This is a genomic window from Microbacterium lushaniae, assembly GCF_008727775.1.
Lineage (GTDB): Bacteria > Actinomycetota > Actinomycetes > Actinomycetales > Microbacteriaceae > Microbacterium > Microbacterium lushaniae.
On record NZ_CP044232.1, the window covers coordinates 1956826 to 1977159 of the forward strand.

Sequence of the window (20334 nt, forward strand, 5' to 3'; positions counted from 1 at the left end):
TCAGACCCGCCGGCCGGGGCTACTTCGTGGAGAAGCTGACGACCTTCGGGGCGCGCACGACCGCACGGACGATCTCGCGCTCGCCGAGCGCGCGCTGCACCTTGGCGTCGCCGCGGGCCAGGGCCTCCAGTGCGGCAGCATCGATGCGGGCGGGCACCTCGAGGGTGGCACGCACCTTGCCGTCCACCTGGACCACGGTCGTGACGGTCTCCTCCACCAGCAGGGTGGGGTCGGGCGAGCGCCACGTCGCGAGGCCCACGAACGGCTCGTAGCCGAGCACGGCCCACATCTCCTCGGCCGTGTGCGGGGCGAACAGGTCGAGCACCATGGCCGTGACCTCCGCCGCCTCGCGGACCGCCGGGTCGCTCGCGCCGGCGCCCGAGTCGATCGCCTTGCGCGTGGCGTTCACGAGCTCCATGAGACGCGCCACGACGACGTTGAACTTGGTCTGCTCGACCAGGCCGGGCGCGTCGGCGAGCAGGCGGTGGGTCACACGGCGCAGCGCTGCATCGCCCTCGGCCCACACCACGTCGGGGCTGCTGTCGACGTCGTGCGCGACACGCATCGCCCGCGCCAGGAACTTCGCCGCCCCGGTGGTGGAGACGTCGTCCCAATCCTTGTCATCCTCCACGGGCCCCGCGAAGGCAAGCGCGACGCGCAGCGCGTCGGCCCCGTGGGTGTCCAGCTCCTCCTGGAACAGCACGAGGTTGCCCTTGCTCTTGGACATCTTCGTGCCGCCCAGGATGACCATGCCCTGGTTGATGAGGTTGGAGAACGGCTCGGTGAATTCGACCATGCCCATGTCGAACATCGCCTTGGTCACGAACCGGGCGTACAGCAGGTGCAGGATCGCGTGCTCGACGCCGCCGATGTAGAAGTCGACCGGCCCCCACTTGTCCGCCTCGCGGCTGGAGAACGGCTGGGTCTCATCTCCGGGCGAGAGGAAGCGCATGTAGTACCACGACGAATCCACGAACGTGTCCATCGTGTCGGGGTCACGCCGCGCGGGCGCTCCCGTCTCGGGGTCCACCGTGTCCACCCACCCGGATGCCGCGCCCAGCGGTGACGTGCCCTTGGGGGTGAGATCCAGCCCCTCCACATCGGGCAGGCGCACGGGGAGTTGATCCTCGGGTACCGGCAGGATGCGCCCGTCCTCGGTGTGGATCATCGGGATGGGCGTGCCCCAGAAGCGTTGGCGGGAGATCAGCCAGTCGCGGAGGCGGTAGGTCTTCGCCGCACGACCGTGGCCGCTGGCCTGGAGGATGTCGATGACCCTGGCGATCGCCGTGCGCTTGGACAGTCCGTCCAGCGGCCCGGAGTTGACCATCCGGCCTTCGCCGGTGAGCGCCACGCCCGTACGGGCCGGGTGGACCTCGTCCAGCTGCCCGCCGAGCGGATCGATGGGCACGCCGTCCTCGTCCACCTCGATCACCGGGATGGCACCGGTCACCGGCGCCGTGGTGTCGACCACGACGGTCACGGGCAGGTCGAACGCGCGCGCGAAATCAAGGTCGCGCTGGTCGTGCGCGGGGACGGCCATGACCGCCCCGTGCCCGTAGTCGGCCAGCACGTAGTCGGCGGCCCAGATCGGAAGCCGCGCCCCGTTGACGGGGTTGATGGCGTAGCGCTCAAGGAAGACACCGGTCTTCGGCCGGTCGCTGGACTGCCGGTCGATGTCGGTGGTCTTGCGCACGCCGTCCAGGTAGTCCTGGAAGCGCATACGCGCCTCGGGCGAAGCATCCGCCACCAGCTCGGCGGCCAGATCGGAGTCGGGGGCCACGACGAAGAACGTCGCGCCGTACAGGGTGTCGGGACGCGTGGAGAACACCGTCACGGTGCCCGGCCGGCCCTCGATCTCGAAGTCGATGTCGGCGCCGATCGAGCGGCCGATCCAGTTGCGCTGCATCTGGATGACCTTCTGCGGCCAGAAGCCCTCCAGCTGGTTCAGGTCATCCAGCAGGCGGTCGGCGTAGTCGGTGATCTTCAGGTACCACTGGGTCAGCTTCTTCTTGACGACCTCGTTGCCGCAGCGCTCGCAGCGACCGTCCACGACCTGCTCGTTGGCGAGCACCGTCTGGTCGAACGGGCACCAGTTGACCGGGCTCTCCTTGCGGTACGCCAGCCCCCGCTCGTAGAGCTTCAGGAACAGCCACTGGTTCCAGCGGTAGTACTCGGGGTCGCTGGTGTGCAGCACGCGACTCCAGTCGAACGAGACACCGTAGTCGTGCAGGCTCGCCTTCTGCTGCGCGATGTTCGCGTACGTCCACTTCACGGGGTCGGCGCCGCGCTGGATGGCGGCGTTCTCGGCGGGCAGCCCGAAGGAGTCCCACCCGATCGGGTTGAGGACGTTGTATCCGCGGTGACGCCAGAACCGCGCCACGATGTCGGAGTAGAGGTAGTTCTCGGCGTGCCCCATGTGCAGGTCGCCCGACGGGTAAGGGAACATCGCCAGCACGTACTTGCGCGGGCGGGAATCCTCGTCGCCACCGGCACGGAACGGGTCGCGCTCGGCCCAGAGGTTCTGCCACTTCCGCTGGATCGCGTGCGGGTCGAATCCACCGCTCTCGGCAGCGGTCGGGGGGGTCGTGGTTCGGGACACGGAGAAGCCAATCTGGAACGTCGGGTTTCGCGCCGAAGGCGCTCTGTCAACGTTACCGGAACGCCGTCCTCACCAGCCGGGGGGCAGCCCCGCACCCAGCGCGGCCAGCGGTGCGCGCGCCTTCAACGCCACCTCCGCCACCTCCGCCTGTGCCTGCGAGCGCCACGTGATGCCGCCTCCCGCACCGACGTACGCCCCGTCGGGGCGGGTGAGGATGCTGCGGATGACCATCGCGAGGTCGCCTGACCCGTCGCTGCCGATCCAGCCGAAACACCCGGCGAACACCCCGCGCGGGCCGCCCTCCAGGTCGTGGAGGATCGACATGGCCGACAGCTTCGGTGCCCCCGTCATGCTGCCCGCCGGAAAGGTCGCTTCCAAGACGTCCCCCACGGTCGTACCGGGTTCCAGCGTCCCGGCGATCGTGCTGACCAGCTGATGCACCGTCGGATACGTCTCCACCTCCAGGAGCCGTTCGACCGTGACGCTGGCGGCGTCGCACACGCGCGACAGATCGTTGCGCATCAGATCCACGATCATGACGTTCTCAGCGCGCTCTTTCGGATCGCTCCGCAGATCCTCGATAAGGGCCGCATCCGCCGACGCATCCGCGCCCCGCCGCCGGGTGCCCTTGATCGGGTGCGTGCGCACGGTCCCCTCCGCCAGCTCCAGGAAGCGTTCCGGGGTGGCGCTCACCAGTGCGACGTCGCCGAAACGGAGGAGACCGCCGTGGTGTGACGGTGCCGCCCGACGCAAACGCCCGTAGACGGCGAGGGGGTCGAACTCGCCCTCGATCTCGATCTCGAAACGCGTGGTCAGGCACAGCTGGTACGCGTCGCCTTCGCGGATGGCGTCGCGGCAGCGTTCGATCAGCGCGGCGTACTCCCGCGGGGCGTGCCGCGCGGTGGCCCGGGCCTCGTCGGCCGCGGGGGGCGTGGTGGCCGGAGGCGCCGCCAGCAGAGCGTCGACCACCGCCTCGGCGCGGCCGGATGCCGACATCGCCCACACCCGCCCGGAGGCGTGATCGAACGCGATCAGTTCGTCCGTTCGCACCCACATCTCGTCCGGGGTCGCGTCGCCGCGATCGCGGACCGGGGCGCCGGCCGCCTCCGCTCCGGCCTCGTAGCCCACCCATCCGACCCACCCGCCGAGGAACGGACCGGCCGGCGACATCTTCGGATGCTGCGTCGCATCCACCGATCGCACCCTGGCCGTGTCTGTTTCGGGGTCGCCTGCGCCCACCCAGCTCCACCCCGTCCGGGCGTCGGGGCCGGCGTCGAGCCAGAACACGTGGGAGCGGTCGGCCGCGAGCATGGCGAACGCGGCCGCGGGGTCGACCCACCGTGGGAGGGGCGCGGCGGGAATCGGCGGAAGCACGCTCTCAGGCTAGAGGGGGTGAGCGGCTCTAGGCTCTCACCCGTGAACGAGATCCTCACGGACGTGCTCGATGTGGTGCAGAGCGTGGATCCCGTCGTGCGCACGCTCGTGGCGGGCCTGGCGATCCTGCTCGAGACCAGCGTGCTGGTGGGCCTGGTCGTCCCCGGCGACACGATCGTCATCGTCGCCGCAACGGCGGTCTCGTCGGTCGTCGAGGGCGTCGCGCTCGGCGTCGCCGTGCTGGTGGGGGCGCTGATCGGCGAGAGCATCGGCTTCGCCCTGGGCCGTTTCCTCGGCCCCCGCATCCGGGCGTCCCGGCTGGGCCGGCGGATCGGCGAGCGCAATTGGGAACGCTCGGAGCGGTATCTGCGCCGCCGCGGGGGCCCCGCCATCTTCCTGTCGCGCTTCCTGCCGGTGCTGCATTCACTGGTTCCCCTCACGGTGGGGATGAGCGGATACAGCTACCGGCGCTTCCTCGCGTGGACGGCACCGGCGTGCGTGGTCTGGTCGTCGCTGTACATCTCGGTTGCGGCTCTGGCGGCGGGGACGTACCGTGAGCTGGCCGACACGCTCCACTCCGCGGGCTACATCTTCGTCGGTGTGATCGTGGTCTTCCTCGTGCTGGTCTTCGTCGGCAAGAAAGTCATCGAACGCCTCGAGCGGCGACACCTGGACGAGCCGGAGCCTGAGGACGTGGAAAGCTAGAGACGATGTCCTCCTCCCCGCCCCCACGCACCAAGATCCTCTGGCTCGCCCGTCTCGAGCGCCGCCTGCACTCCTGGCGCGAGCGTCGCGCGCGCGGGAGGGGGCTGCGCCCGCAGGTGACAGGCTTCCCCGGCTACGGCGGGGAGGACTGGGTGCGCGTGGTCGGCCGGGTCCTGATCGCCCCACCGATGCGCAAAGATGCCTCCGGCGAATACGCCAGCGTGCGGGGCTGGCGCAGCTTCGTCGCCGTCCCGGTCGGGTACGCGCAGGTGCGCATCACCGTGCAGGGCACCACCCACGAGGTCGTCGCCGATCGCGGCGGCGTCATCGACACCGTCGTCCCCGCTCGCCTGGACCCCGGCTGGCAGACCGTGACGATGTCGGTGGAAGACAGCGAGCCCGCCGAGACACGCGTGTTCATCGTCGCCTCCGACGTGCGCTTCGGCGTCGTCTCCGACGTCGATGACACCGTGATGGTCACCGCGCTTCCCCGGCCGCTGCTGGCGGCGTGGAACTCCTTCGTGGTGGACGAGCACGCCCGCCAGCCCGTGCCCGGGATGGCAGTGCTGCTGGAGCGGCTGACGCGGGAGAACCCCGGCACGCCCGTGCTGTATCTGTCCACGGGGGCGTGGAACGTCGCCCCCACCCTCATCCGCTTCCTGCGTCGTCACCTCTTCCCGCCCGGGTCGATCCTGCTCACCGACTGGGGGCCCACGCACGACCGGTGGTTCCGCAGCGGAAAGGACCATAAGTCGAGCAATCTGCAGCGTCTGGCGGCGGAGTTCCCCCAGATCCGCTGGCTCCTGGTCGGCGACGACGGCCAGCACGACGACCAGATCTACACGAAGTTCGCCATCGAACATCCGGGCCACGTGGCCGCCGTGGCGATCCGCCGGCTCTCCCCCACGGAAGCCGTGCTCGCCGGTGGCCGCACGGTGGTGGACGACCACTCGGCCGCCAACGTGCCGTGGGTCACCGAGTCCGACGGAGCGGGCCTGCTGGAGCGGCTGGAGGACGTGGGGATCGTCTCCACCGACCCGCACGCCTGACGTCGGCGGTCTCGCGTACCGTTGACGCATGTGCGGTCGATTCGTGGTGGCGAACGTCGGCTCCGAGCTCGTCGGGGTACTCCGGGTGGATGCGGAGGCAGAGGATCTGCCCGCGCCGTCGTACAACATCGCCCCGACCGATCGCGCAGCGATCGTGCTGGATTCGGCCAAGACCGACCCGCCCACGCGTCGCCTGGAAGCCGCGCGCTGGGGACTGGTTCCGGGGTGGGCGAAAGATCCCAAGATCGGTGCGCGGGCGTTCAACGCGCGCAGCGAGGAGCTCGAAGACAAATCGATGTTCCGCCGCGCGCTGCACAAGCGCCGCGCCGTGATCCCCGCCAGCGGGTACTACGAGTGGAAGGTGACCGACACGGGGAAGGTGCCGCACTTCATCCATCCCGCCGCGGGAAGCCCGATGTTCTTCGCGGGGTTGTACGAGTGGTGGAAGAACCCCGCCGTCCCCGACGATGACCCCGGCCGCTGGCTGCTGAGCTTCACGATCCTCACCCGCGACTCCATCGGACACCTCGGGTCGATCCACGACCGGATGCCCCTGTTCATGGATCCCGACCATGCGGACGCGTGGCTCGACCCCTCGACCGAGAACGTGCGCGACGTCCTGGACGCCGCGATCGATGCCGCACCGGCGATCGCAGACACCCTCGAGGACCACGTCGTGTCCAAAGCTGTCGGGAACGTCCGCAACAATGGCCCTGAGCTGATCGAGCCCGTCGAGGAGTGACGCGCCCGTGACGCGACCCGCCATCACCGCGCGGGGCGAATGGCCGCCAGGAGTGGCGTACTTCCGCCTCGGGGCTGGCGCGCACACGGTGTTCTTCCCCGGATTGTCGGGAACGCCCGACCTCCCCTCCGGTGCGGACATGTGGATGCAGCGGCAGCTGCTGGCACCGCTGGCCCGGGGCCGTGAGCTGATCTGGATGAACCGGCGCAAGGATCTCGTCCCGCCCACCACGATCGGCCGCATCGCGCAGGACGGCGCCGACGCCATCCGCGCGCAGCTGTCGCCGCCGGTGGATGTCATCGGGGTGTCCACCGGCGGCAGCGTCGCGCTGCAGCTCGCCCTGGACCATCCCGAGCTGGTCCGGCGCCTCGTCGTCGTCGCCTCGGCGCACCGGCTGAGCGACGAGGGCCGCCGCGTGCAGCGAGAACTGGCAGCGGCCGTGCGCGCCGGGAGGCCCCGGCGGGCCGGCGCCGCCGGCATCGGCGCGATGGCGGCAGGATCGTGGGGTGCCGCCGCGTTCGGGGCGGTGGGGTGGCTCATGGGGCGCGGGGTGTTCGGGCGCTCGGGTCCTGACCTCCTCGCCGTCGTCGACGCCGAGGACACGTTCGACGTCGGCGACCGGCTGGGCGAGATCGCCGCCCCGACCCTGATCGTCGGCGCCGAGCGCGATCGCTACTACTCGGCGGAGCTGTTCCGCCGCACGGCCGAGGGCATCCCGCACGCGCAGCTGGTGCTGTACCCGCGGACCGGTCACCTGGGCACGACGCTGCGGCGGCGCTACTACCGGGACGTGCGGAGCTTCCTCGACGCCGCGTGAGCGTCAGGGCAGCGGTACGCCGAACCACCGTTCGAGCGCGGAGCGAAGGCCGGCCTCATCCTCCCCTTCCCACGCCACGTAGCCGTCCGGTCGCAGCAGCACGCCGGCGGCATCCACCCGCTCGCTGTGGTGGACCACATGATCCACTCGGTCGGCCCACCCCGCGGCGACGGTGAGCGTGCCGGTGCGATCCAGCAGCAGCCCCCGCCCTCGCCGCATGTGCTCGTACAGGCGTCCGTGCGCCAACGGCACGTCGCGGAGGCGCCGCCCCACGAGGTCCGGCCCCTCCCCCAGGTCGTACCGGATGCCGATTCCGGTGATCTTCCCGACGAGATGACGGTTGACCCCCTCGACGCCCATGAGCTCGGTGAGCAGCCCTCGCACGGCCCGGGGACCGGGCTCAGTGGACTGCAGCTCCCCCAGCGCGCGGGTGGTGGCCAGCACGTCGGCGGCGACCGGACGGCGTTCGCTCTCGTAGCTGTGCAGCAGCCCCGCCGGCGCGCGGCCGGTCACCTCGGCGGCCAGCTTCCAGCCGAGGTTGACCGCATCCTGGATGCCGAGGTTGAGCCCCTGCCCGCCCTGCGGCGGATGCACGTGCGCGGCATCGCCGGCAAGCAGGACGCGCCCGACCCGGTATCGCTCCGCCAGCCGGGTGGCGTTGCTGAAACGCGACAGCGAGCGCGGGTCGTGCACGCCGAAGTCGGTGCCGGCGTAGGCCCGCAGCTGCTGCCTCATCTCCGCCAGCGTGGGCGGCGCGGTCCGATCCTCGGCGACGGCGGCGGCCCGGACGAGCACACGGTACAGCCCTTCCCCCGACGGCCCCAGCCCGAAGTCGTGATGGATGCGGCGCACCTCCGTCACGGTCGCGGCGATGTCTTCGGACGAGGCGGTGACCCGCATCTCCCCCAGCAGCCATTCCGCGGTGGCCGCCTCACCGTCGAAGGCGAGCCCGAGCAGCCGGCGCACCGTGCTGCGCCCGCCGTCGCACCCGACCACGAACCCCCCGCGCAGCACCGACCCGTCCTCGAGCGTCACCTCCGTCCCCGCCGCATCCTGTGCGAGAGCCACCACCTCCGCGCCCCGCTGCACCTGCGCGCCGAGGCGCTCCGCGTGCGCGGTCAGCAGCCGGTCGGTGACGGGCTGGGGTATGCCGAGGACGTACCCGTGCGCCGTGTCCAGGTCGTCCGGCCAGGGCGCCTCGATGCTCGCGACGAACCCGCCCATCCGGTGCTGTGTGCCGTGCGCCAGGAACTCCTCCAAGAGCCCGCGCTGATCCATCAGCTCGATGCTCCGCACGTGCAGTCCCAAGGCTCGCACCTGCCGCGTGGGCTCCAGGTCCCGCTCGACGACGAGCACCTCCACGCCGTGCAGTCGCAGCTCGGCGGCCAGCATCATCCCCGTCGGCCCCCCGCCGACGATGATCACATCACTCATCCCGTGTCCTCTCCCGCGCCTGTTCGGCGCGCGGGACCGCCCATCCTGCTCCCACACGGGGGTCTTGCCGCAAGCCCCCGTCCGGGCGATATCCTGGACGTGGCAGGGCATCCCCTGCCTTTCGCGTCTCCGGCCCCGTGTGCGCACCGGTGCGGCGCCTATCCTCGAAGGATGCGCGCCGACGTCTCCGACCCAGTGGCCATGGACGCCGTGGTGATGGACCCACTGGCCATGGACGCCGTGGTGATGGACCCGCCGGCCGTGGACGCCGTGGTGATGGACCCACTGGCCATGGACGCCGTGGTGATGGATGCGGCGGACTGGCGCGCGCGGGTGGATGCCCATGCCGAGCGTGCCGACGCGCTGACGGCAGGCCGACGCGCCCGCGCCGCGCGTGGTCAGACGCACCCGGTCGAGGACTTCCTCTTCACGTACTACTCGTACCGGCCGGCCCTGCTGCGCCGGTGGCACCCGGGAGGTGGCGTGGAGCTGGCCGACGCCCCGGAGCGCACCGCGTGGCGGTGGTACCGCCCGGGGAACGGCCCCGGCAGCGCCCGGGTCGACGTCGAGGGCCACCGCGCCGAGCGAGGCGACCTGATCCGCAGCATCCGCGGGGTGCTGTCGGCCACCGCCGGCCGCAGCGCGGTGTTCGGATGCTTCGGGCTGCACGAGTGGGCGATGCTGTACCGCAGCCCGAGCGCCCGTCACACCGCTCCCCTGCGCCTGGGCCAGGCCGGCACCGACGCCGTCGTGGAGGCGCACGATCTGCGGTGCACGCACTTCGACGCGTTCCGCTTCTTCACCCCCGACGCCGTTCCGCGCAACCGCGACGCCCTCTCGCGCGACCGACAGGTCGCATTCGAGCAGCCCGGCTGCCTGCACGCGGGGATGGACGTCTACCGCTGGGCCGTCAAGCTCGGGCCCCTGGTGCCCGGCGAGCTGCTCCTGGACTGCTTCACCCTGGCCCGCGACATCCGCGAGCTCGACATGCGCGCCTCCCCGTACGACCTCACCGAGTGGGGGTACACGCCGGTGGCGATCGAAACCTCGGACGGCAAGGCAGACTACGTGCGGCAGCAGCGCGGATTCGCCGAGCGTGCGGGTGTCCTGCGCGAGCGGCTGCTGGCTCTCGTGGCGTGACAGCCCGGGGGCTGCACCCCGCGCCCGGCACGGAGGGCAGGGCGCGAACCCGCCGCCCGCCGTGCCCGAACTCCGCAAAAACCCCGCGTGAGGCGCAGCCGCGCCCGGCCCTACCCGCCCCCGCCCGTACCCGAACTCCTCAAAGACCCCGCGCGAGGCGCAGCTGCGCCTCCGGCCCTACCCGCCCGGCCTGTACCCGAACTCCTCAAAAACCCGGCGTGGGGCGCGGCCGCGGCCCGGAATCCCGCGGGCCCGCGGCCGTCCGGCGGGCGGATTTGAGGAGTTCGGGCACCCGCGGCCGACCGGGCCCGCGGCCGTCGGGCGGGCGGATTTGAGGAGTTCGGGCACCCGGGGCCGACCGGGCCCGGCGCCATCGGGCGGGCGGATTCGAGGAGTTCGGGCACCCGGGGCCGACCGGGCCCGCGGCCGTCGAGCAGGCGGATTTGAGGAGTTCGGGCACGAGCGCCGGCCGGGCCCGGCGGGCGGATGCGAGGAGTTCGGGCACGAGCGTCGACCAGGCCTGGCGGGCGGATGCGAGGAGTTCGGGCACGACGGCGCTCCTCTCCGGTGCACGGTCGTCGTGTTGACGACGGTGCCTCAGCCCGCGGGGCTGCACCCCGGACACGGCACGAAGCCCGCACCGGCGTCGGCGCGGGCGAGCCGCAGGGCTGCCACGCGGGTGGCGGCCTCGTCGAGCCGCGCCGCCGGCAACGCACCCGACTCGACCGCGGCGACGATCCCGTCCACCATCCGGGGAGCGGAGTCGGCCGTGCTGAACATGACCGAGAGCACCAGGTCGCTGCCGGCTGCCAGCGCGGCGACGCCGTTGGCCACCGGGTCGGCGTAGGCGGGATCGCCGGAGGCCTGCAGCATCCCGAGGTCATCGGTCACCGACACCCCCGTGAAGCCGAGCTCCTCCCGCGCGATCCGGTGCCACTGCGGTGACAGGGATGCGGGGAGTTCATCCACCGCGGGATACCGGAGATGGCCGAACATGAGCAACGGAGCACCGGCGTCGATGCCCGCGGCGAAGGGCACCGCATCCGTCTCCATCCACTCGGCGAGGCTCTTTCCGCTTTCGGGGATGCCCGCGTGCGAGTCGCCGGGAGCGGCACCATGCCCCGGGAAGTGCTTGAGGGTGGATGCCGCGTGCGCGCCCTCCCCCGCCACGGCAGCGGCGACGCGCGCAGCGGCGCCGTCGGGGTCGGCCCCGAGGCTCCGGCCGAAGATGAACATCGACCGGTCGGCGGTGACATCGGCGACGACGCCGAAGTTGACCGAGATGCCCGCTCGGTCCACCAGCGCGGCGCGTGCGGCGAACGCGTCCTGGGTCGCACCGGATGCCTCCTCCCGCAGCGTGCGGGCACCGGGGAAGCCGTCCCAGGGCAGGCGGGAGACATCGCCGCCCTCCTGGTCGATCGCGATGAGCGGCGGGAACGAGGGGTCCGCCGTGAGCGCACCGGTGAGCGCGCGCAGCGACTCCTCGTCGCCGGGGACGTTGGCGCCCATCAGGATGAATCCGCCCAGCCCGTTGCCGGTGACGTATGCGGACGCGGCGGCCGGGTCGGTCGTGGGGATGTGTCCCATCACGACGCTCGCGGCCTTCTCGCGCAGCGACATCCCCGCCGCGAGGTCGGCGGCACGTGCGAGCCGGTCCTCCGCGTCCTCCGGGGCGGCGACCACGCGCACTTCGGGCGCGCTGTCCGCGTGCGCGGCAGGATGCGGGGCAGCCACGGCCAGAAGGAGCATCGCTGCCGCCCCCAGCAGGGCGAGAGGAAGCCGGATCATGCCCGCGAGCCTACGTGTCGTGCCTGGTGGTCCCCTCAGTCCGAGGGTCCATCGCCGTCGCGTCCGACGGCCTGGTCCACGGGCCTGTGCGCAGTGCGTCGCGGGCGACCGCGATCTCCTCCGCGCCGCCCGGCTCGGCGTCGCTCCGCGCGCCCGCGGGCGGGCGGCCCTCCGCGGCGGTCATGCGCGACCGGTCTCGCGGGGCCACGTGGCGGATGCGGACGCGCGCCGATACGTCGCGTCGAGGAATCCCCGCAGGGCGGCATCCGGGTCCTCGGCGGTGCGGACCCGGGCGTACGGCAGCAGGAACTCGCCCAGGTCGTCGTCGAAGTAGGCGCCGTCCACGCCGAGGTCTCGTTCTCGGAAGCCGGGCGGCTCGGGGTAGGCGTACGAGTAGAAGGCACCCTCTCCCGCGCCGCCGGGCCAGTATCCGGCGCTGGAGACCTCGGAGTCGTACGCCTCGTGCATCACCCGGTCGGGGCAGTTGGGCGCGCCGCCCGGATGACGCGGAGCCGGGCGGCCCGAGAAGCGCGAGGTGGCGAGATCGAACGCGCCCCAGAAGAAGTGCACGGGACTCGCCTTCCCCCGGTAGGCGGCGCGGAACCCGTTCAACACGCGCGAGGCGGAGACCAGGGAGATCCAGAACCGATGCGCCGCCTCGGGGTCGTACGCGGCAGGGCGCGTGTCCTGATCGAAGGGGACGACATCGGCAAGCTCGACTGGTACGGGGTAGAGCTCGACGTCTGCGCCGAGCTCGGCCAGCAGCCCGGTGAACTCGGCGTAGAACGCCGCGATCGTCCCCGGGCGAAGGGCGAGGTCGCCTTCGCGACCGTCGGTGTGCAGAATCCGCAGCCGGTGGTCGACGAAGTCGAACCGGATCTCCAGGCCTCCGGTTCCCAGCGGCATGAGCGACGTGGTCAGCCCGCGGCTGTCCACATACAGCGGGACGTTCCACCAGTGGTTCACCAGGGGCGTGAGGGCCAGGCGGACCTTGCCCGCCATCTGCGTCCACAGCTGAACGGTGTCCCGGGTATCGGCCCACTCCTGCACGGGCAGCGGCGGCCACGATGCGTCCGTCATCGTCATGCGTCCTCCTCGGGGTGTGGGCACGGCGGTCCCGGCCCCCTCCAGCCCGTACCGGTCATGCCCGCAGGCTACCCGGGCCCGACCGTCCCCGTCAGTGCGCTTCCCCCGCACCGGCGCCAGCATCGCCGGTGCTGCTGAGCAGCCGTGCGCCCGTACGCAGCGTGGGCGCGGCGAGGCGTCGGTGCACGCGGGAGACCAGCGCCCACACGAGCCTGCGGCGGCGCGACGAGAACGCGAAGGCCGTGGTCAGACTCACCGACCCGGCAGACGTGTCGATCAAGAGTCGTGCGACCGCCCCCGGGCCGCGGACACCGAGAAGGATGTGTTCCTGATCCTCGGCGTGGATCTTCCACCCTGCCACGGCGTCGGGGCGGCCGTCGGGCCCCACCTCCAGTCCGAGCACGGTGTGGAAGATGAGGGAACGGCTGGCGCGATCGATGCCCTCTTCGAAGGTCGCTTCCGCCCAGCGTCGCGGGCTCGCGCGGACGTCGGTGACCAGGGTGAAGCGATCCGCGTACGTGGGCGTGATGTCCAGACGCAAGGGCGCCTCCGCGGGCGACAGAACCCCGCCGCGCACGTCTCCTGCAGTGCCGCCGGGTGTGATGCGTGTCATGGCGCCCTCCAAGTGTGCGCGAGCGTATAGTTCGAGAGGTTAGCCGCCTCCCGCCAGGGCGGCAAGGGTGGGAGCGCCGCATGGTGAATCTGAAGACGACGAGATCGGCTTGGATCGACGCTGCCTTCGTCGTCCTGGCCGAGGAGGGGGTGGACGCCGTCGGGCCGGAAGCGCTGGCACGTCGCCTGGGGGTGAGCAAGGGCGGGTTCTACGGATACTTCGGCACTCGGGCCCGCTTCCTCGCGGAGGTGCTGTCGACGTGGGAGCAGGAGGTCACCGAGGGGATCGCCGGCCGGGTCGGCGTCGAGGGCGACCCGCGTGAGCGTGTGCGCGCGCTGGCTCTGGCACTGCGATCCGAGGTACCGCCCGCCCTCGGCGTGCAGACGGAGGTCTCGATTCGCACCTGGTCGCGGCGTGACCCGACCGCCCGCGCCACGGTCCAGCGGGTCGAGCATGCGCAGGCTGCATTCCTCCGGGATCTCTTCCGCGCATACTGCAGCGAGCAGGAGGCGGAGTTCCGCACGGTGGTGGCCATGTCCGTGCGCCTGTCGACGCATTTCCTGCACGACGACGCGGCCGTGGATCTCGTCGTGGCCGAGTTGATCCGCTGACGGGGGGATGCTCCGCGAACGTCACAGCGCCGGGTCGGTCACCACAAGCGCGGTGAGTTGGCGACGCAGGGCAGCCCCGCCGTCGGATGTGGCGGAGCAGAGGATCGCGTCGTAATCGCGGGCGCGTGCGTGACGCTCGCTCAACCAGATGTGCCCCGTCTCGGTCACGGCGAGGAGGTTGCGGCGCCGGTCGGCGGGATCGTGCTCGCGCGTGAGGAGCCCCGCGTCATCGAGTGCACCGAGCACCGTCACCAGGTCGCTGGGATCGGCCGACATGGCACGCGCGAGGTCGCGTTGCGCGCACGGGCCGAGATGCTCGAGCCAGCACAGGGCGACGTAGTGGGGGAAGCGCAGGGCCTCGCCGGCGAAGTGGCTCTGGGAGAGCCTCGCCGCCGAGCGGACGGCGCGGGTCAGCAGGTAGGGGGTGCTGGCGGCCAATCGCGGCGGCAGTACCGCATCCGCTTCCGCCTGCTCGTGGGGGGAACCCATGCCCCGAGCGTATCCACTACTCGCGGTCGCGAGAAGATCGTGGGACACTCCCATCAATGTATCGGAATCCTCACGAAGGCTGGCACGGACCCCTGCCGCCGAGCCTCGCGCGCCGCGGGTTCACGCACGAGTTCGCCCCGGTCGCCGACGGCGTCACCCTGAGCTTCGTGCGGGGGCCCGCGCACGGCACGCCGCTCGTGCTCATCCCCGCGCAGATGGGAACGTGGCAGACGTATACGGCCGTCGCTGCGGATCTGTCCGACGACTTCGAGGTGTTCGCCGTGGACGTCACCGGCCATGGGTCTTCGACGTGGACCCCCGGCGACTACACGTGGAACACGGTCGGGCGTCACTTGGAAGACTTCCTCGAGCGGGTCGTCCGACGTCCGGCGGTCGTGGCGGGCAACTCCTCCGGAGGGATCCTCGCGCTCTGGCTGGCGGCGAACGCTCCCGACTCGGTCGCGGCCATCGTGCTGGAGGACGCCCCGGTCTTCTCCGTCGAGTGGCCGCGGTTCCGCGATCGCGATCGCTTCGTCTACCAGGGTCTGGTCCACGCCGTGGACGTGCTCGGCGACGTCACGCACCGGCAGCTGGCGGACTACTTCCGCGGCCAGGAGCTGCCGGTCTCCCCCCGCCGGGTCAAGCGCATGCCCGACTGGGTGGTCGACGCCCTGGGCCGTGGTGTATCCCGTTGGGAGCAGCAGCATCCCGGTGAGCCATCCGGCTTCCAGGCGTGGTGGGCACCATCATCCTTCGGCGACCTGTTCCGCTCACTGTCGATGTTCGACCCCGACTTCGCCCGGTCGTTCGTGGACGGGCGCATCTACGCCGACTTCTCCCACGAACAGGCTCTGCGCACGACCACCGCGCCGATCCTGCTGATGCATGCCCGGTGGATGCGACTGGAGCGCTACGGCCTCGTCGGCGCGATGGACGACGACGATGCCCGCCGAGTCGTCGCCCTCGCCCCCACAGACCCGACTCTGGCGATCGCGCGCAAACCACGTGATCCACCGCTACGACCGAGCCGGCTACGTCCGGGAACTCCGCGCCTTCGCTCGCACGCTTCCCACCCCGCGCCAAGGGCCCGCGGGATAGGCGGCCGAGGAGCGCCCGGACACGAAAACGCCCCGCCGATCGGACGGGGCGTTTTCGGGATTCTCGACTTCGGTGGACCTGAGGGGACTCGAACCCCTGACCCCCTGCATGCCATGCAGGTGCGCTACCAGCTGCGCCACAGGCCCGGATGGTCTCTCACCGACTGCCAAAACCCCCGGAATCCAGCCCCTCAGCTTCACTCCAGTGGTGGTGAGATCCACCATACGCGACTGGCCCTCGAGGGATCAGGACGGTCATCGAAGACTCTAGATGTTTCTGAACCGTCTAGTTGGTGACTACAACTCGAGTCGCCGTTCGCGGTCAGGCCAGCAGCGCACTGAAGCAATGGTTCGTGTAGGCCTCACCCGGCTCGATCCGGCAAGAGCGGGCCCCTCGTGGTTTCTCCGCGCCGCCGCCTCGCGGGCGCTGCAACGACCCATTTTTGCCGCAACACGCCCTAACGCCGAGCCCGGTCAGGGCGTGTTGCGGCAAATGGGTGCGTGCGTGGGGGTCATAGAACCTTCTTCAGGACACTCGACTTGAGCTGCATCCGACCGAATCACGGCACGTTCGCACGATGTCGTGGTCTCCGACGCCATCCTCGATGAGGCGGATGCCGCGCACCTTCGTTCCGACTTTCACCACACCCCCGCCGGCGCCCTTCACCCTGAGATCCTTGACGACCGTCACGGTGTCGCCATCGGCGAGCCCGTTGCCCACGGCATCCGTGATCGCTGCCGCCGATTCCGAGACGTCCTCGGCGGACTCAGCCGACCACTCGTGCCCGTACATCGGACACTCGAGCAGTGCGCCCTGCTCGTAGGTGTGCGCCTCATGGCACTGCGGGCACGCAGGGAGAGCGTCGAGATTCGGATCGGTCATGACTGCTTCCCGACCCGGAGCAGCTGGGTCGCCGCGGTTGTGAGGAAGAGCCCGAGGCCCGCCACGAGGGCGCTCACACCGAAAGCCAGCACCGACGTCATGAGGGACGTGCGCAGCGAGGCCGCTGTCGAGAGCGCAGAGCTCTGGTTGCGCAGGTCCCGCGCCTCATAGCTGTGAGCGTCGACGCCGCGTAGCGCGGCGCTGATGTCGGCGAAAGTCCGACCGCCCGCACCACGCTCAGCGTTGCCTTTGATGACGAGCGCCTCGACGTACGCACTGACAGGACCCTGTACGGGCTGGCCTGCGAAGATCGGAGCGTTGCCCGGCACCTCGATCCGTTCGGCCCGGAGCTGCTTCGTCACGACGAGCCACGCGGCGCTGCCCGCGACGACGAAGGCGGTCCCTGCGGTGAGAGCGAGCGCACCCACGCGATGCAAGGCGGAGTCAGGGGGCAGCGACGTATCGAGAGTCCTTCCGGTCGGAAGTCCACGAGCGCTCGCGGGTTCTCGAGGAATCATTCCACGGATCGACGAGGCGTCTACGCGTCACCGCAGCTGTGCCGCCGCGCGCGCCAGCTGAGCGATGATGTCCTCGCACTGGGAGGGCGAGATCTCCTGGGAGATGCCGTGCACCGCCAAGAGCACATCTACATCCGCGATTCTGCCGCGCACCTGGACGGACCGGACCGCTGCCCCCGAATGCAGCGCGCCGTCATCGGGCTCGTAGTTTTCCTCGAGCTCGCTCATCGCCGCGAGGAGTTGCCGCCGCAGATGCGGGGTGTGGCTGCCGCGGGAGAACTCCTCCACCACGCCGTCGAATGCTCCGTGAGGCTGCGAGACCAGCGCGACCGAGGCTCCACGCTCACGCGCGCGCTCCACACGATCCGGCCAGTCCTCGAGCCGTTCACTGCGGCGCGACCGAGCGAGCCAATCCCGTAGCTCGGAGTCCCCATCGATCAGGAGTGCCCCGAATGGCGGGGCAAAGGGCAGCCGCCGACCGAGCACACTCGTGGCACGATTGGGCTCTTCGCCCACGGAAGCCACCGCAATGAGCTCGTCGCCCACACGGGCGAAGACCACGACTTCGCGACCGAGATCCGAAGCAAGCCCGTCAAGAGCAGGACGCTCCGCTTCAATCGCGCGCACAACCGGCACGATCGACGTTTCGCTCGGCAGAGCCGCCGTGGCTGTCCGAAAGGACCCGATGCTGCCCTGCAAGTACACAAGCGGAACGACAGAAGCGAAAGCCTCGAACGCGAGGACTTCGCCGACGATGAAGTCGTGGTCCCCGAGCGACATCGATCCGGCGAGGGAACACTCAAACCACGCCGCCACGCCGTCGATAATCGGCAGGCCCCCGGGCGAGGAGTTCACCCCGACACCCGCGAGCTTGTCCGACGCGCCCTTCGTCGCGAGCACCCGCACGAGCTCCTCGTGGCCGTGCGCCAGCACGTTGACGACAAATGTTGGACACTCTCGCAGTCTCGCGTACGAGGAAGAGCCCGCCGAGGGAAAGAACCCGATCAGGGGCGGCTCGATGGAGACAGACACGAACGTGCCCACCACCATCGAAACGGCCTCGCCATCGGGATGGAGAGCCGTGATCGCGCACACGCTCGTCGGCGCGTGGGTCACCGCAGACCACAAAGCGCCGCCGTCCGCGCGCGCGCCACGCAAGGATAGCGAGCTGGCGGCACGTCCCGCCGGGGCGGCTACCGCAGATGCAGCGGCCGCCCCGGACGCGGTCGTCACGACCCCCACACCTCGCGGTACAGGCGCAGCCAGTTGCCACCGAGAATCTTCTTGATCGACGCGTCGTCATAACCCCGGTCCTTCAGGCCCGCCTCGATGTTCGGCATCTCCTTGCCGGTATCCAGACCAGCCAGCGCGGGGTCCGGGCGCGGCACCTGGGGCTGTGCACCGGGGATCTTGCCGTGCAGGCGGCGGAGGTAGTGCCAGTACGCCATGTCCTGCCCCTCGCAGAGGTCGGTGGCGATGGCGACATGGTCGGGGCCCGCGAACTGAACGACGTCGTCGATGGCGTCCAAGAACGCGTCGATCGTGGCGTCGAAACCGCCCGGCAGGAAGCGCGGGAACGCGTTCGCGCCGATGACTCCACCGCGATCGATGAGTTCCTTCACGACGGCGCGCGGCTTGTTGCGCGCGTGATTGGAGAACTCGCGCAGGTTGGCGTGGGTGATCGCCACCGGGGCCGTGGAGTGCTCGATGGTGTCGAGGCTGCTCTGATCACCGACGTGCGAGAGGTCGATCAGCATGCCGAGCTCGTTAAGCTTGCGGACGGTGAGCTTGCCGAAGGTCGACAGACCCTCGTCCTTCTCCTCGTAGCATCCGTTCGCGACGAGGTTGCGCAGGTTGTACGCGAGCTGCACAATGCGGATGCCGAGGGTATGAAACACCTCGAGGCGCTCGAAGTCGTTCTCAATCGGCGAGATGTTCTGCCATCCGAGAATGACGCCGAGCTTTCCCTCAACGTGGGCGCGTTCGATGTCCGCCGCCGTGCGCACCTGGATGAGGCGGTTATCCGCCTTGAACCGGCGCTGCCACTTGGCGCACTCGTCGACGCTCTCTTCGAAGCCTTCCCAGACAGCAACCGTCGCGTTGGCGGCCGCCACTCCCCCGGCAAGGAGAGAGTCGTAGACGACGGGCGAATCCCAGTTCGAGGGGTTGCAGCCGTCGATGATGAGCGTGCGGTCGGGGCTGAGCGTGGTCATCACGCCTCCTTCGGGGCGAAGTGCGGCATGACCTCGTCCGCGATGATGCGGAGCAATTCGAGGTTGTCAGCGTGCGACGCGGGAATGTGCAGGTTGAAGAGGAACTCCTCCAGACCGGGAAGCCGCGCTTCGATCTCGCGCAGGCAGGTCACGAGCTGCTCGGGGGTGCCTGCGAACCACGCGCCCGAGGCGAGCGTGTCTTCGAAGCTCGTCATGCGCGGCTGCTCGGGAATCGGCAGACCGGCTTCCTTGTGCAGCTCGATGAGCTCGTCGGTGTAGAGGAACACACCCAGCGGAGCACCGAACTTGGCGTACTCCTCGAAGTTGGGCAGCGCTTGGGCGCGCGCCTCTTCTTCGGTGGGCGCGACGAACGCGCGCATACCGACGATGAGGTTCTCTCCGAGCTCGAGCTCAACACCCTGGCGTGCGTAGGCGTCGCGGTAGCCCTCAGCGATGGCGTACGTCACGGTGAGCGGCATTCCCGCAACCATGCCGCGGATGTTGTTGCGCGCCATGAAGTCGAGCCCAGCGGGGTTACCGCTCGTGGTGGGCTGCCAGATCTCCACCTCGTGAGTGGGCTTGGGGACAAGCGTGATCGTCTCGAACGCCTCGCCGCGGTGGGTCGATCCCTTCGGGGGAAGATCGAAGTAGGTGCCGTGGTGCTGCCAGTCGTCCTCGGAGAACGCCTTGCGGAGAACCTCGACCTCCTCCTCGAAGTACGCGCGACGCTCAGCGTCGGGCATCCCGATCATGGCCGGGTTCATGGTGACGATCTCACGCTCGTGGTACCCCCGGCCGACACCGAACCGAATGCGGTTGCCGGTGAGGTGGTCTGCCGTCGCGTAGTCCTCCGCCAGACGAAGCGGATTCCACGTCGGAATGATGTTGAAGCCGCAGCCCAGGCGCACTTTCGTCGTGTTCTGCGCGAGCCACAGCGACGTCATAGGGAGGTTATGCAGAACCTCGTAGCCCTCGTGCTGGAAGTGGTGCTCGGCCAGCCACAGAGTGTCGTAGCCCCATTCGTCGCATGCCCGTGCAATGCGGAGGCTCGCGTCGTAGACCGACATGAGCCGGTCGTTGTCGTAGCGACGCTCGTGGACGGCCGGACCGTCATACCCAAGCTGATCGCCGTCGATGACGCCGCCCTGATAGAGAACGCTGAAGCGCGAGATCATG

The 20334-nt window shown here is 70.2% G+C and carries 18 protein-coding genes, 1 tRNA gene and 1 pseudogene; 7 read left to right on the plus strand and 13 right to left on the minus strand.

Annotated features, from left to right (window positions below):
• Positions 1-19 precede the first annotated feature (19 nt).
• Together leuS and F6J85_RS09265 are read right to left on the minus strand one after the other, a co-directional pair.
• Positions 20-2599, minus strand: coding sequence for a leucine--tRNA ligase (gene leuS, locus F6J85_RS09260; protein ID WP_150924742.1), 2580 nt, complete (start codon positions 2597-2599; stop codon positions 20-22).
• 69 nt (positions 2600-2668) lie between these two features.
• A complete protein-coding gene (locus F6J85_RS09265; RefSeq protein WP_420846064.1) occupies positions 2669-3973 on the minus strand; it encodes an anthranilate synthase component I family protein in 1305 nt (434 codons plus the stop codon).
• A gap of 42 nt (positions 3974-4015) precedes the next feature.
• Here F6J85_RS09265 and F6J85_RS09270 point away from each other — a divergent pair, with 42 nt between their 5' ends.
• The 4 genes from F6J85_RS09270 to F6J85_RS09285 are packed head-to-tail and all read left to right on the plus strand — an operon-like array spanning position 4016 to position 7286.
• Positions 4016-4678 (plus strand): DedA family protein, encoded by a 663-nt coding sequence (locus tag F6J85_RS09270; RefSeq protein ID WP_150924743.1) that lies wholly within the window; start codon positions 4016-4018, stop codon positions 4676-4678.
• 5 nt (positions 4679-4683) lie between these two features.
• Entirely contained in the window at positions 4684-5727 is a 1044-nt protein-coding gene (locus tag F6J85_RS09275; protein WP_150924744.1) for an App1 family protein, read from the plus strand.
• Between the two features lie 28 nt (positions 5728-5755).
• Positions 5756-6469, plus strand: coding sequence for an SOS response-associated peptidase (locus F6J85_RS09280; RefSeq protein ID WP_150924745.1), 714 nt, complete (start codon positions 5756-5758; stop codon positions 6467-6469).
• Positions 6470-6476: 7 nt separating this feature from the next.
• Entirely contained in the window at positions 6477-7286 is an 810-nt protein-coding gene (locus F6J85_RS09285; protein ID WP_150924746.1) for an alpha/beta fold hydrolase, read from the plus strand.
• A gap of 3 nt (positions 7287-7289) precedes the next feature.
• Here F6J85_RS09285 and F6J85_RS09290 read toward each other — a convergent pair whose 3' ends face one another.
• The gene (locus tag F6J85_RS09290; RefSeq protein WP_150924747.1) at positions 7290-8720 is read right to left on the minus strand and encodes an FAD-dependent monooxygenase; all 1431 of its coding nucleotides are present in this window, start codon (positions 8718-8720) and stop codon (positions 7290-7292) included.
• 306 nt (positions 8721-9026) lie between these two features.
• On the opposite strand from F6J85_RS09290, the gene F6J85_RS09295 reads away from it, so the two are divergent.
• Entirely contained in the window at positions 9027-9860 is an 834-nt protein-coding gene (locus F6J85_RS09295; protein WP_150927316.1) for a 3-methyladenine DNA glycosylase, read from the plus strand.
• Positions 9861-10457: 597 nt separating this feature from the next.
• Here the strand turns inward: F6J85_RS09295 and F6J85_RS09300 are convergent.
• The 3 genes from F6J85_RS09300 to F6J85_RS09310 all read right to left on the minus strand — a co-directional run bounded on the left by F6J85_RS09300 (position 10458) and on the right by F6J85_RS09310 (position 13347).
• Entirely contained in the window at positions 10458-11648 is a 1191-nt protein-coding gene (locus F6J85_RS09300; RefSeq protein WP_150924748.1) for a glycoside hydrolase family 3 N-terminal domain-containing protein, read from the minus strand.
• Between the two features lie 180 nt (positions 11649-11828).
• Positions 11829-12734 carry a DUF5996 family protein gene (locus F6J85_RS09305; protein WP_150924749.1) on the minus strand — a complete coding sequence of 302 codons (906 nt, stop codon included), beginning with the start codon at positions 12732-12734 and terminating at the stop codon, positions 11829-11831.
• Positions 12735-12825: 91 nt separating this feature from the next.
• Positions 12826-13347, minus strand: coding sequence for a hypothetical protein (locus F6J85_RS09310; protein WP_150924750.1), 522 nt, complete (start codon positions 13345-13347; stop codon positions 12826-12828).
• 80 nt (positions 13348-13427) lie between these two features.
• Here F6J85_RS09310 and F6J85_RS09315 point away from each other — a divergent pair, with 80 nt between their 5' ends.
• Complete coding sequence (locus tag F6J85_RS09315) at positions 13428-13958, plus strand: TetR/AcrR family transcriptional regulator (RefSeq protein WP_150924751.1); 531 nt, start codon at positions 13428-13430, stop codon at positions 13956-13958.
• A 21-nt stretch (positions 13959-13979) separates the two neighbouring features.
• Here F6J85_RS09315 and F6J85_RS09320 read toward each other — a convergent pair whose 3' ends face one another.
• Positions 13980-14447, minus strand: a complete 468-nt coding sequence (locus F6J85_RS09320) for a MarR family winged helix-turn-helix transcriptional regulator (protein WP_191906566.1) — start codon at positions 14445-14447, stop codon at positions 13980-13982.
• A gap of 56 nt (positions 14448-14503) precedes the next feature.
• On the opposite strand from F6J85_RS09320, the pseudogene F6J85_RS18275 reads away from it, so the two are divergent.
• Positions 14504-15388: pseudogene (locus tag F6J85_RS18275) on the plus strand (alpha/beta fold hydrolase); the annotation flags it as partial.
• A gap of 230 nt (positions 15389-15618) precedes the next feature.
• On the opposite strand, the gene F6J85_RS09330 reads toward F6J85_RS18275, so the two are convergent.
• From F6J85_RS09330 to F6J85_RS09355, 6 genes are all read right to left on the minus strand, one after another.
• A tRNA-Ala gene (locus tag F6J85_RS09330) sits at positions 15619-15691 on the minus strand.
• 379 nt (positions 15692-16070) lie between these two features.
• On the minus strand, positions 16071-16427 hold the full coding sequence (locus tag F6J85_RS09335; protein ID WP_338037083.1) for a PhnA domain-containing protein: 357 nt from the start codon (positions 16425-16427) through the stop codon (positions 16071-16073).
• On the minus strand, positions 16424-16855 hold the full coding sequence (locus F6J85_RS09340) for a hypothetical protein (protein WP_150924753.1): 432 nt from the start codon (positions 16853-16855) through the stop codon (positions 16424-16426). The genes F6J85_RS09335 and F6J85_RS09340 overlap by 4 nt, the downstream gene beginning before the upstream one ends.
• Positions 16856-16972: 117 nt before the next feature.
• The gene (locus F6J85_RS09345; RefSeq protein ID WP_191906567.1) at positions 16973-18061 is read right to left on the minus strand and encodes a flavin reductase family protein; all 1089 of its coding nucleotides are present in this window, start codon (positions 18059-18061) and stop codon (positions 16973-16975) included.
• Between the two features lie 113 nt (positions 18062-18174).
• Complete coding sequence (locus tag F6J85_RS09350) at positions 18175-19158, minus strand: dipeptidase (protein ID WP_150924755.1); 984 nt, start codon at positions 19156-19158, stop codon at positions 18175-18177.
• Positions 19158-20333, minus strand: coding sequence for an LLM class flavin-dependent oxidoreductase (locus tag F6J85_RS09355; RefSeq protein WP_150924756.1), 1176 nt, complete (start codon positions 20331-20333; stop codon positions 19158-19160). The genes F6J85_RS09350 and F6J85_RS09355 overlap by 1 nt, the downstream gene beginning before the upstream one ends.
• Between the last annotated feature and the right edge of the window lies 1 nt (position 20334).